This is a genomic window from Gimesia benthica (genome assembly GCF_009720525.1).
Lineage (GTDB): Bacteria > Planctomycetota > Planctomycetia > Planctomycetales > Planctomycetaceae > Gimesia > Gimesia benthica.
This window is the reverse complement of the sequence record NZ_CP043930.1, coordinates 2,092,087-2,104,829: the sequence shown is the minus strand read 5'-3', so window position 1 is coordinate 2,104,829 and position 12,743 is coordinate 2,092,087. Positions and strand designations below refer to the sequence as shown.

At 53.0% G+C, this 12,743-nt stretch carries 9 protein-coding genes and 1 pseudogene; 6 read left to right on the top strand and 4 right to left on the bottom strand.

What is annotated here, in order from left to right; all coding sequences use genetic code 11:
- The first annotated feature begins 183 nt into the window (after positions 1-183).
- The 3 genes and pseudogenes from F1728_RS07945 (at position 184) to F1728_RS32530 (ending at position 2,392) form a co-directional block, all read left to right on the top strand.
- Positions 184-1,206 carry a ferrochelatase gene (locus F1728_RS07945; protein ID WP_155363668.1) on the top strand — a complete coding sequence of 341 codons (1,023 nt, stop codon included), beginning with the start codon at positions 184-186 and terminating at the stop codon, positions 1,204-1,206.
- Positions 1,207-1,463: 257 nt separating this feature from the next.
- Positions 1,464-2,228: pseudogene (locus F1728_RS07940) on the top strand (DUF1559 domain-containing protein); the annotation flags it as partial.
- 50 nt (positions 2,229-2,278) lie between these two features.
- The gene (locus F1728_RS32530; RefSeq protein WP_390643693.1) at positions 2,279-2,392 is read left to right on the top strand and encodes an H-X9-DG-CTERM domain-containing protein; all 114 of its coding nucleotides are present in this window, start codon (positions 2,279-2,281) and stop codon (positions 2,390-2,392) included.
- A 120-nt stretch (positions 2,393-2,512) separates the two neighbouring features.
- Here the strand turns inward: F1728_RS32530 and F1728_RS07935 are convergent, their stop codons facing one another.
- The 4 genes from F1728_RS07935 to F1728_RS07920 form a co-directional block, all read right to left on the bottom strand.
- Positions 2,513-2,710, bottom strand: a complete 198-nt coding sequence (locus F1728_RS07935) for a cold-shock protein (protein ID WP_145181389.1) — start codon at positions 2,708-2,710, stop codon at positions 2,513-2,515.
- 343 nt (positions 2,711-3,053) lie between these two features.
- Positions 3,054-4,400, bottom strand: coding sequence for a DEAD/DEAH box helicase (locus tag F1728_RS07930; RefSeq protein ID WP_155363667.1), 1,347 nt, complete (start codon positions 4,398-4,400; stop codon positions 3,054-3,056).
- A gap of 674 nt (positions 4,401-5,074) precedes the next feature.
- Positions 5,075-5,923, bottom strand: a complete 849-nt coding sequence (locus F1728_RS07925; RefSeq protein ID WP_155363666.1) for a sterol desaturase family protein — start codon at positions 5,921-5,923, stop codon at positions 5,075-5,077.
- Between the two features lie 119 nt (positions 5,924-6,042).
- Complete coding sequence (locus F1728_RS07920; protein ID WP_155363665.1) at positions 6,043-7,809, bottom strand: flagellar basal body P-ring protein FlgI; 1,767 nt, start codon at positions 7,807-7,809, stop codon at positions 6,043-6,045.
- 441 nt (positions 7,810-8,250) lie between these two features.
- Here F1728_RS07920 and F1728_RS07915 point away from each other — a divergent pair, with 441 nt between their 5' ends.
- From F1728_RS07915 to F1728_RS07905, 3 genes are read left to right on the top strand one after another with little or no spacing between them, the layout of a single operon-like run.
- Positions 8,251-9,387 carry an ArnT family glycosyltransferase gene (locus tag F1728_RS07915; RefSeq protein ID WP_194242735.1) on the top strand — a complete coding sequence of 379 codons (1,137 nt, stop codon included), beginning with the start codon at positions 8,251-8,253 and terminating at the stop codon, positions 9,385-9,387.
- A gap of 32 nt (positions 9,388-9,419) precedes the next feature.
- Positions 9,420-10,466 (top strand): AsmA family protein, encoded by a 1,047-nt coding sequence (locus F1728_RS07910; protein ID WP_155363663.1) that lies wholly within the window; start codon positions 9,420-9,422, stop codon positions 10,464-10,466.
- Positions 10,463-12,742 (top strand): hypothetical protein, encoded by a 2,280-nt coding sequence (locus tag F1728_RS07905; RefSeq protein WP_155363662.1) that lies wholly within the window; start codon positions 10,463-10,465, stop codon positions 12,740-12,742. The genes F1728_RS07910 and F1728_RS07905 overlap by 4 nt, the downstream gene beginning before the upstream one ends.
- Position 12,743: the final 1 nt, after the last annotated feature.

The following is a 12,743-nucleotide window of genomic DNA, read 5'->3' as shown; positions in this document are numbered from 1 at the left end:
ACGCAGGGGGAGAAAATGGTGAGTGAAGGCGATAAATCTTTATGGAACAGGAGTAGTCATCTTTTGCAGGCTGACTACAACGGAAAAAAGTTGTTATGATGAGATCAATAGCAGGAAAGACAAGCCCTCGGTTCAGCAGCGACCGATGAGTGATTTGCCAACCAGACAGTAGAGACAGCCTGAATGAATAATGAATATGACGCGATTCTGGTAGTTTCCTTCGGGGGGCCGGAAGGGCCTGACGATGTGATTCCCTTTCTGGAAAATGTGCTCAGGGGCAAGAATGTCCCCCGGGAGCGGATGCTGGAAGTCGCGGAGCATTACCAGCAGTTCGGTGGAGTGAGTCCGATCAACGGGCAGAATCGGGCCCTGATCGCGGCACTTGAACAGGAACTGGCTGCGAACGGGCCGCAACTCCCCATCTACTGGGGAAACCGGAACTGGCATCCCCTGCTGACGGATACGCTGGCGCAGATGAAACAGGATGGCATTCAGCGGGCCCTGGGCTTTTTCACCTCGGCATTCAGCTCGTATTCGGGTTGTCGCCAGTACCGGGAAGACATCCAGCAGGCTCAGGAAGCGGTTGGAGCTGGGGCTCCCGAAGTCGATAAGCTGCGGATGTTCTTTAATCATCCCGGATTTATCGAGGCTACCCTTGATCGCGCCCGGGAAGCACTGGCCGAGATCCCGGAAGAACGCCGAGAGCAGGCGACAATTCTGTTTTCCGCTCACAGTATCCCCCTGGCGATGGCCGCGGGCTGTCGCTACGAAACCCAACTGAAGGACGCTGCTCAGCTGGTGAGTGAACGATTGGGAACGCACCCCTGGCATCTGGTATACCAGAGCCGCAGTGGTCCGCCTCATCAACCCTGGCTGGAACCCGATATCTGTGATTTTATCACCGAACTGGGGCAGCAGGGAGAGGTTCAGGATGTCGTCATTATTCCGATCGGCTTCGTTTCCGACCACATGGAGGTGCTGTTCGATCTGGACACAGAGGCGAAACAGGTCGGCAGTGAAGTCGGCATCAATGTCGCCCGGGCAAAAACAGTGGGAGTCCATCCCCGCTTTATCACCATGATTCGAGAATTGATCGAGGAACGCATCGCTGGCACTGCTGATCGTCCCGCCCTGGGACCATTGGGGCCGAACCATGATGTCTGTCCGGTGGACTGTTGTCTCAGGGTTACCGAAATCAAACGGTGATCTGAGACAAGAAGTGATGTAGAGTCACCATTCTCTAGAGATGTGTACAGAAGATTTTTGAATTCCGGCAGCATCCATGCCGGACTAAGCTTGTCAAAGCTTCATTAGTGAGAAATACTTAACAAATGTAAGTTTTGAGTAAGAGCGCCCACCCTGCCCAAGTCTATTTTAGACATCCTGCCAGGCAGACTCACTTACCGATTTATCAATCCAGTTGTTATTGAACTGTCTTGTCCTACCGAGTTACAGGAGTTGGAATGTCTGCGTCTACCAAGCGAGGATTTACCCTCATTGAGTTGTTGGTTGTGATTGCTATTATTGCGATCCTTATCGCACTGCTGTTGCCTGCTGTGCAACAGGCACGTGAAGCGGCCCGCCGGTCGACCTGTAAGAATAATCTGAAGCAGATCGGTATCGCACTGCACAACTATCACGATACGCATCGCCTGTTTCCTTACGGTCATATGGAAGTCAGGCCCGGAAACTATAATTCATCTGCTCCTTACGGCACTTATCACTGGCGTGATACCTGGGCACATCAGATTCTGCCCTTTGTAGACCAGGCCCCGTTATACAATAAGTACTCCGCCAATACGGCAAGCCACGTGCATCTGGTCACGGACCCGGAAATTTATAAAGCCGTAGTTCCAGTCTACCTGTGTCCCTCGGATCCTTCTACTCCGGGAAATGCCGATTCTTTGGGGCGTTCGCAGGGGAGTTATATCGGTTGCGCAGGTAATGAGGCGACGACAACGGGGGCCAACCTGAATGGAGTATTCGCTGATAACTCGAATACTAAGATTCGTGACCTGAAGGATGGCTCTTCGAATACGATTATGGTTTCGGAGATCATCATTCGCGGAAACACCGCTTCGACTACCTACTGGGGTTGCCCGGGCTGTTACGGAATCGGTGGTGCTCATGGTGAAATGACTTTCACAACCCGCGAGACCCCCAATACACCGGTTGCCGACCAGAACTATGCCTGTAAGTCAACCACCTTCCCGCTTTCGCCTTGCGTCGTGAATACTGGGACCAAGTATAACTTTGCCCGCAGCTATCATGTGGGGGCGTGCATGCTCTGCTGGCCGATGGTGCCGTGCGGTTCATCTCTTCCAACATTGACCGCGGGACCTTCCAGAACCTCGGAAATAAAAAGGATGGTCAGGTATTAGGCGAGTTTTAAGCTCTTTAACTCTGAACATTCACTGACAATCGCGACAAAAAAAAAACAGCACCGCCGGCGAAATGCCTGCGGTGCTGTTTGTCATTTGAATGAGGCTTTCGCCTCAGTCTTCAGACTGTTTTAGAGTACACGCACGTTTTCAGCGCGTGGTCCCTTGGGGCCCTGTCCAATATTGAACGAGACCTTTTGACCTTCTGAGAGCTCATCATAATTGGTGTCTGACAGTGAAGAGCTGTGAAAGAAAACATCTTTCCCTGTGCCGTCTTCAATGAAGCCAAAGCCTTTGTCTGTGAGTCGTTTGATGGTTCCTTCTGACATGATATTCATCCAGTACTTTTAAAAAATGTTACAATCCGGGAGAGGTGAAACATTCGCGTCCCCAGATTGCAAGAGTGTTCGAGTTGATTCAGGCTGTCGTCGTCTAGTCGACGGGCCTGGAGTTATTCTGAATCATTCAGGAATTCAGATTCGTTATCCGGTGGGAGAACCGGAGAACTTAACGGACCACTTTGCTTCAATTGATTCCGGCGTACCCGTTTGGCTTCTGCTTTCGCTTTTTTTCTGCTTCTCGTTGACGCTTGGCATAAGTGTTCCTGTTTTTAGCGATAATGAATCTCCTTGAAATTGAAAATGAAACGCCGCACCTGCAAGAGGCAAGTGACTAACTTGATTGACTGGCACGCGGCTTCAGGCGACGCCATTTTGTGCGTTTAGGTTCCTGTTGTAGTTTACTCGCGGCTGTCTTCGCTGTTTTCTTGCGTCGAAAGCGGTTTCGCGAAGTCGTTTCTGTTCCTTCCACAGTGTGTCCGTTTTTACCATTGCTCCGCTGTCGGGGCGTAGGGTCTGGCAGGGCATCAGCTTTATTCTTCTGAGCACGAGGAGCCCGGTGTTCTTTGGAGACGGGAACTTTGTGGCCGATCAGTTTTTCGATGGCCCGCAGTTCGCCTCGTTCGTTATCACTGCAGAAGGAGATGGCGATTCCCTCTGCCCCTGCGCGTCCGGTGCGGCCGATGCGATGCACGTAGGCTTCCGGTTCAACCGGTAGATCGAAGTTGATCACGTGAGTGATGCCTTCGATATCGATGCCACGGGCCGCGACATCGGTAGCAACGAGCACCTGGATTTTGCGGCTGCGGAAAGCCTCGAGTGCCTGCTGGCGGGCCGACTGTGATTTATTGCCATGGATGGCAGATGAGCGGATGCCGATTTGCGTGAGACGTTTTGACAGCATGTTGGCAGTACGCTTGGTTCGCATGAAGACCAGGGCTCGATCCACAGCGGAGTCGGCCAGGATATTTTGCAGCAGAGACTGCTTTCCATTCCGTTCCACGTAGATCAGTTGTTGCTGGATTTTTTTGACACTGGTCTTTTGAGGAGTGACATTCACACTGACTGGATTTTTCAGCAGGCGTTGAGCCAACTCCTTAATTTTGGGAGCCAGGGTGGCTGAGAAGAACAGTGACTGACGTTTTTCAGGCAGTTGACTGATAATCTTCTTCAGGTCCGGCAGAAAGCCCATGTCGAGCATGCGGTCGGCTTCGTCCAGGACGAAAAGTTCCAGCTGGTCCAGATGGATTTCTCCCTGGTTCATTAAGTCCAGCAGACGTCCTGGCGTAGCGACTACGATGTGAGCGCCACGACTCAGGCCTTTGACCTGGTTTTTCTGGCTGACACCACCATAAATCAGCAGGTGGCGCAGTTTGAGGTGTCTGCCGTATGCGGCAAAACTGTCACCGATCTGAATGGCCAGCTCCCGGGTGGGGGCCAGTACCAGAGCCTGTGGACGATAGGGCTTGGCTTTGCGATTCTCTTTTCCCAGATGATTGAGTATGGGTAAGGCCAGAGCGGCTGTTTTTCCCGTTCCTGTCTGCGCACATCCCAGAATATCGTGTCCTTCGAGTGCGGAGGGAATGGTTTGCGCCTGGATAGGCGTCGGGGTTTCATAATTTTCTTCGACCAGTGCTCTTTGGACTGGGGCGATCAATTCAATCTCTTTGAATGTTTTCAATGGTTTTCCTTAGGGAAATGTTGCAGGCCCGTCGGTGTGTTGTGCAAGTGAATCTGTGGTTGGCAGTATTCATTCAAGGGCAGGGCCTGTTTTAGTCTAATGTTAGACCGAATGTATTTTAAAGGGGCTGCAGGTGATGTTCCGTGGGAGGAGATCAGCTGAACCGGTCGGCGACAGTGCAAATCGACGGGACTTGCTGGAGAGCGGAGGAAAATACCTGGCTCTTCCAGTTTCGCTCAGGTTAGGCGGGTTGGGACCAGCGGTACCAAAAGCAAACGTCGCTTCTGTGGGAACTCCGGACAAACAAGAAAATCACGGAATTCAATGCGTCCACAACGACGCGGCAGCTTTCGACAGCGGTCAACACAACCGAGGTTGGCAGCAGGAGTGTGCGACGAATAAGCTCGCACAGTAAAGAGGGTTACGAGAGGTTCCAGCTCTGTATTAAGACCCTCACAGGTCAGAAAACGAATCTATTTCTGTAGATCGTTACTCGCTTTGTTCTGACCAGGGTGACATGGTTGTTCCCTCAGTTCATTCGAGAGAAGCACCTTGAAGTCACGCAGAAGTATACCCTGTCTGGATCTCTTTGCCTAGAGGGATTCTTGAAAATCCCAGAATCAAGTAAAACTAAATGCGTGGGGAAACAGGCAAGTTGACACCGAATATACCGATCAGTCAATCGCTTTTGCCTGCTGATCCTGTTCGCCGGGCAGAACCGGCGGTCTGCTGAAAGGTGTCTTCCACATGCCGAGCAGAGTCTGCCACTGGGGCGCATCATAGTGGGGTAAGCCGAAGTCGATGGTCTTCAGGTCCAGACGCATGCGGTAGGTGCGGGCCAGTCGATCCCAGAGGGAGAAGATCGTGGAATAATTCGAGTTTGTTTCCTGCGGCAGTCGCGAGTGATGAATTTTGTGCATGTCCGGAGAGACAAACAGCCAGCGGTAGAAACGGTCTGCCCGACCCAGCGAGATGTTTGCATGATGCAGTTGCGTGGAGAGGAAAACCAGAATGCCATATAGAACGAGTTGCCAGGATTGCAGGCCCAGCAGTGGAATCAACAGCAGACGCAGGAGAGTGGAAATTCCCAGTTCACCCCAGTGGAAGCGGGTGGCAGTGGAGACGTCCATGTCAGGATCGCTGTGGTGCATGCGATGAAACCGCCAGAGAACCGGGATGCGGTGGTTCATCCAGTGCCAGCAGAACATCCAGGCATCCAGGAGCAGAATGGCGCACAAGGTCTGCCAGAATAGAGAGAGTGGCACCTGGTGCAGCAGCCCCCATTGATGCTGCAGCGTCCAGGCGGAGGTTGCCTCTACGATCGAGCCAAACAGCAGTCCGAGCAGCAGGGAATTCAATACTGCCAGGGAGAGGTTGTAAAAGGCGTGCCGATAACGGCTCTCTCCCCGGAATGGTTTGAAGGCAGCCCAGCTTTCCCAGCTCCAGAGCAATGCCAGCAGCACAATCGGGGTGCTGAAATAGAACAGGGAGAGTAGTTCGGACGCTGAGAAGTTGGCAAGCATGAGGGCTGAGGTTCATTTCTGAATGACGGCCGGATCTGAACCGGGGCGTGCAGACCAGCCCCGCTGGTGGTCTACTCCCTCTATTTTCTCAGTAAGAACCAGTAGAGACAAGGGACTTCTTATTGCTCGTGATAGTTCGCCTGGATTTTTGCCTGTTGCTGAAGTGTTCTCACCAGGGATACCTGTTGCTGACGTGGTAGCTGTAACTGTTGACAGAGTGCCAGTAGATCATCCAGACGAGTGGCGCCGCCTCGGGAGTCCCGAGAAATCTCCAGCATCAGGTCCGGAAACTGAAGTCGTGCCGGTTGCAGGAGGACCGTACCGCGTGTTTCGATACGAGCTGATCCCGTATCAATGATGACTTCCGGCCGCTGGTCAGCACTGTTGGGGGACTGCTGGGGGATCTCGACATTCAACAACTGTGTTGCCAGCTGCTGAGCATAGTTGGGATTCGCATCAGGCAGTGAGATCATGACGAGTCCGGAGGACTGCAGCATGGCTTTCGAGGTATTGACCATATTGGCAGCCAGGAAGCGATTGATCTGTTGCACAACCAGCCGACCGGTCTGGGGATCATACAGCGAAGCATTCAGGAAGAATTTCAGATGCGGAATGCCCTGTCCGGTAACCAGACGGGGAGCGATGGCTGAACGGATCTGGGCTCCATTTTCAATTAATCCCTGTGCCTGGTTCCGGCTGCGATCGGTACGGACCGGACCGACAATCAGCGCATCGACCTTTTTCTGATTTGAACCCTCTACGGCGACCGCTGTCGGCAGCAGGTAGCCGCCGGTTAAATTGACTTCCGGCTGGTTCGCGTTGACATAACATTCCACCTCTTGTCCGGGCTGGACGCCCTGGCTGGGGATGTAAACCGTGATGGAGACATTGGCGATATTGCCAGCCTGCAGGGGGGATTTAATATCCTGCAGGTTAATCTTCATCGCAGCAATCGATGATTTTAAAGCCCGGATGGCTTCGGGGGGAATGTTCTGATCGCCGGTTCCATTCAATCCGACCACGAGTCCGGCGCCTGTGAGCTTAATGATTTCTGCTGGCTGGAATTCTCCCATCTGGCCCAGTTTGATTACTGGTGTGGCGGCGCTGGTTTCGGGAGGGGGAAGTTCAGCCGGCAAGTCCAGGGCAACCAGGTTTTGACTTAAGACGGTTGAGGAGAACAGCAGATTTGCATGTTGCGGGACGACCTGAATTTTCTGATGGAGTCTGCCGCTCTGGAGTGGTTTTCCCTGGGTTTTCAGAGTGACGCCACGATAGCTGGCAATGATCTGTGTGGGAGTGTCTTTTTGAATGAGTACTGCGGAATCCATTGGTGGCGTCTGTTGCCCCGGTTGCGCAAAGGCAGCAGAGACGGCATTGGTGGTGGCAGGGCCTGTCATCGCGACCTGCTGGACAGTCTTGATATGGGCCTGCGCCGGTTTCTGGGAATTACTATTCTGGACGACCTGCTGGACCAGATCGGCGTCGAGCTTCAAGAGTTCTTCAAGTAGCCGGGTGCGCTGTTCTCGTGTGGTCTGGGTCAGCATCAGAATATTCAGGCCGGGGAAGATTTCCTGGTTCGACTCCGAGGCTCCGGGGAGTTGGTCCTCGGTCGGCGCTGCTTTCGCCTGAGCTGTTGCGAGAGGCGCAGGTGGGGCGACAGCTTGTTTGTCGCTGTCTATGTCGGGGAGTTCGCCGGCTGGAAAATCGAGGTTCAGGTCAGGGAAGGGCGCTGGTTCGGAGAGCGTTGCTTCCAGTTCCAATTCACTGGCGACCTGTTCCGCCGAGTCATCAGAACCCAGGAAACCCTGAATGGTCTGTGAAAGGAAAAACATACCGACTGCGAACAGTGCGATTCCTGAGAGTACGGAGAATTTTAAATAGCGCATAGTTTCCCTCAGCCGAGGTTAGACAGGCTTAGTGATAGGAGTGGAATATGTGCAAAACTGCAAGAATTGAGAGAGGAGCGGGGACCTTATGGGAAAACCAGATCTGAGTCAAGATGGGAAGCCTGGATGAGAGGAATTCCATTTTGCGGGTTTCTTTCATTACGGAATCTGTACAGTGCCCGGCTCTGAAATATGTGATTTCACTAATGGGAAAATGAGATGAATCGCCCCCGCGATGACAGGGCAGCTATATTGGAATTGACCCTGATAGACGTGTAATCGTACTATTCCCACATTTCACAAGTGGCAGGGAAAAAGATGCCGGAATCAAAACGGCCTAAGTATTTATTGATATTGATTTTACTGATATCCGCCCTGATAAGGTGCGGGCTGGCGGTTTACGTTCAGCGCCAATTAGATCAACAACCTGAACGAACATACGTGATCGAAGGGGATGCAGACGGTTACTGGAGACTGGCACAAACGATCGTGCATGGCGAGGAGTATTCGATTTATACCCCTCCGCGACGTGTACTGCGGATGCCCGGGTTTCCGCTGGTTCTGGCCGGTGCGATGTCTGTCGCAGGCGAAGATCATTTTCGCGTGCGGTTGTTCCTGGCGCTGACCGGAGTGGTTGCCTGTTATCTCGTTTATTTACTGGGAAAAGAACTCACCAATGAAACAACAGGACTCATCGCCGCCGGGCTGACAGCAGTCTCTCCGGTCATGGCCGGGTTCAGTGTTTTGTTTTTAAGCGAAACGGTCTTCGCAGTTACGATGCTGTTTTCGCTGTGGGTACTGGTCAAATTAGGAAACGTGAAATGGGGAGACCATGATCGTTTGCAGGGCTGTCTCTGGTCTGCGCTGGCGGGAGTTTCCCTGGCAGCGGCTTTTTATGTCCGACCAGGCTGGCTGTTAACTCTGCCGATCATCGTGGCCCTGATGATCTGGAGAGCGAAAGGGCAACGGGCCCGTGCCCTGGAACGGGCCGCCATATTGATACTGGGTTTTACTGTGATGCTGGTGCCCTGGGTGTACCGTAACTATCAGGTCACGGGACACTTTGTGCTGACATCACTCTGGTCGGGACCCAGCCTGTACGATGGTTTAAATCCACAGGCGACCGGTGACAGTGATATGACTTTTTTCGATCGAGATCGAGTGATGCTGAAAATGAGTGAGTACGAAATGAATCGGTACTACACACAACAGGCAGTGGAATATGCGCGTCAGCATCCCGGTCATGTGATTCAACTGATGGGAGCCAAGCTGCTGCGTTACTGGAAACCGTGGCCCAACGCATCACAGTTTCGTTCATGGTGGATGATGGCTGCTGTCTCAGTGGTCTTTCTGCCGGTGTTACTGCTGGCTGGCTACGGTATCTGGATATCGCGCCAGCAGGGGCTGTTGTTACTGATAACGTTAGGACCGATTCTGTATTTTTCTCTGATTCACATGGTGTTTGTCAGTTCGCTGCGGTATCGGCTGCCGGCGGAATACAGTCTGTATATCCTGTCTGCCATCGGGGTGACAGCCCTGGTTGGGGACAGATTAAACAAGGAGAAAATCAAATCATGATCCGCGAGGATCTGATCCGGTTTTGAAGTGTCATGGTTGTTCGTAAAACCTTTCAATGGTGTCTGCTGATCCTGATCTCGCTGGTAATTACCGGCGGGAGCTACGGGTACTATCTGTGGATGCGCAGTGACGACATGATCAAAGCCGGGATCCTCGAGAAAATCGAGAACCACGTGCCGGGACTGATGATTGATATCGACCGGGCTCAGTTTGATTTTCGTCGACGGGTGCGGATCGAAGGTTGCCGGATACAGACGGTTAATCATCAGGATACGATCATTGACCTGCCCGAAGTGGTCGTGACCTTGAACCAGGAAAAAATGGCCCGGCATCAACTGATTGATGTGCAGAAGATTGTGCTCAATCGTCCGCAGCTGGTACTGGTGCGTATGGCGGACGGGACCTGGAACTGGGAAGGCCTGCCGGAACCGATCAAGAGTGACAACCCGCTGCCCGAGTTGATCATTGAGCGGGGAAGTCTGTCACTCAAGTTTGAACACGGGCCACAGAATGTTCCCACAGTCATCACATTGCAGAACCTGGACCTGCGTCTGATTCCTTCCGGCGCGAGCCGCTATGAAATCGAGGGCCATACTTCGATTCCCCAGGCGGGGAAACTGGAGATTGCCGGTTACTGGGATCTGGATTCGAAACTGGGTTCGGTCTCCGGAAAGTGGAGTCAGCTGGAATTTGGTCCAGACCTGGTAAGGTTGGCGACCGGGATTTCTCCAGAGCTGGAATCACGACTGAAGAAAGCTTTTCCGTCATTGCAGCTGCAGCCCAATCAGTCGACGGGGATGTACGATCTGGGAATCAGCGCGCAGATGGATATCCAGTTCAGCCTGTCCCGTTTGCGCAGAGAAGAGGCGCCGCAGTTTCAGGTGCTCACGCATTTGCGCGAGGGCAAATTCAAGCATCCGCTGCTCCCGTTTCCTTTACGTAATATTGTGGGTAAAGTCCTGATTGATAACGAGAGTCTGCAGGTTCAGAATTTACAGGCTCACAACGGAGAAACCAGCTTTGCCCTCGGGGAGACTATTACTTCCGCAAGCGATTTTCGCAGGCGGGGGTTCCTTTGAATCAGAGTACGTTCTCCTTTCAGACACGTCAGCTTCCCTTGGATGAACGTTTGCGGAGCCGCCTGTCAGGAGGGCTGGCCCGAACCTACGACACCCTGCGTCCCAGCGGGAACGTTAACCTGGATGTCGATCTGAGTTATCCAGGAAACGGGAAGTGGCGCATACAGAACCTGAAGGTTACCGTCCATGATGGTGCGATCGTCCCGGTGCATTTTCCGTATCGAGTCGATCACATCAAGGGAGAGTTATGGCAGGAAGAACCGGATATTCTCAATCTGGATTTCAGTGGTATCGCCGGCGATCGTCCCGTGACTGCCAAGGGGAAAGTGCAGCATCCCGGCCCGGCATCGAAAATGGATATTGATGTGATATCCTATGGCGTTCCCATTGATGCTTCGCTGCAGGCAGCCTGCCCTGATGGAATCAAGACTGTTTTAGATGAACTGGAACTGCAGGGGAAACTCAATGCCCATGTCAAGCTGACGCGGGCGCCGGCTCTGAATCAGCCGATACAGGTGGATCTGCGGGCCAAAATGGAAGAGGGTGGGGCGCTCCAGTATCGGATGTTTCCGTATCGCGTGACCGATCTGAAAGGCGAGGTTTCTTATTCCAGTAATACCGGTCGAGTTTACTTTTCACAGTTACAGGGGAGGCACGGCAATGCACAACTCTCTGCTCAGGGAACTTACGACCGTTTTGACAGTGATGGGAAGCTGAAGCTGAAGGTCGCTGCACAGAATGCGACCTGTGATTCCAATCTGCGTCTGGCGCTGCCTGATTCGCTGCAGAAGCTGTGGGGAGATCTGTCTCCGACCGGTAAGCTGAATTTGACGACCGATATATCCTGGCAACGGGGACTGCCGGCACAGATCAGCATTCCCCAGGCAAAATGGTGGAATGGTAGTCTGAATCTCAAAGACTTCCCCTATCCGATCGACAACCTCAATGCGCAATGGAGTTACGAAGTTGATCCTGGGACCGGCAATAGCGTTGTGGTTATGAAGTCGATCTCCGGAAAGCATGATGAAACCAGGATTGGGATCGGAGATGCGTTTGCCGAGATTACGCCGCAGGGGGACTGGCGTTTCAAGATGGAGAATATGAACATCGATGATATCTCCGCAGATCGGTCTTTTCAGTCTGCTCTGCCGGAAGCGATGGGGTCTGCACTGAATACCCTGAATATCCAACGACCGATTTCGGCGAGTGGCTGGATCGAGTTTCGTGGTTCGCAGCAGCAGGGGACTGCGGTGACCGCTGCCTGGGGGATGGATACTTATCTGGCTGAGAACAGTGTGACAGCGGGTGTCGATATAACGAAGGTTTACGGCAAGGTTCATTCGAAGGGGACCTGGGACGGAACTCATCTGCAACTGACGGGTGACCTGGATCTCGATTCGGCTTTCATCCTGGGCTATCATCTGACCGAGATCAAAGGGCCGTTCGAAATTAACGATACCCAACTGACTGTGGGATCACGCCAGATCCGCCGCGAGCAGATGCAGTCGGTCAGTCTGCCCCAGATCAATGCCAAGCAACCGATTACTGCCAAGGCGATCCGTGGTGTGATTACCTGTATGGGGGACATTGAGCTGACTGCAGTGCCGACTTACAACATGCAGATTGAACTGAATCGGGGATTGCTGGAAGAGTACGCGGCCCGTTATATGCCGGGGCAATCTCAGCTGCGGGGCGTTATGAACGGCTGGATCCAGCTTTGGGGACGCGGTTCCAATAAGTCCGACCTGAAAGGGCAGGGACAGTTACAGATCAGTCCGGCGGCCATTTATGAGCTGCCGCCGATTGCCCAGATCTTCAAAGTGGTGCGTCTGGCACAACCCGACAAGACGGCCTTTGATTCCGCGTTTTGTGACTTTACCGTTTCGAACCAGACGTTTCATCTGAAGTACATCGAGTTAAAAGGGAATGCGATCAGCCTTTACGGCCAGGCGGGAGAAGCTCATTTCGATGGTCGACTGAAAGTCGATCTGTTTTCTCAGCTGACCCGCAGGCAACTGCCTCTACCGGCGATTACCCAGTTGATCGGGCATGCCACCAGTGGCTGGATCCGGGTGGAACTGCGGGGCACGACATCGAATCCGATTGTGGATATCAAGTCGAACCCGCTGCTCGATGGCTCTCTGAAGACGTTCCTGAATAATGTCATGCGGGGTGGGCCGACGAATAATAATAACGCGACTAATCGCTGGCCCCGAGCGTCTCAGGGCGGTGTCGGTTCGATCCGGCAAAATTTCCCCTTGCCGTTCGCTCAATAGT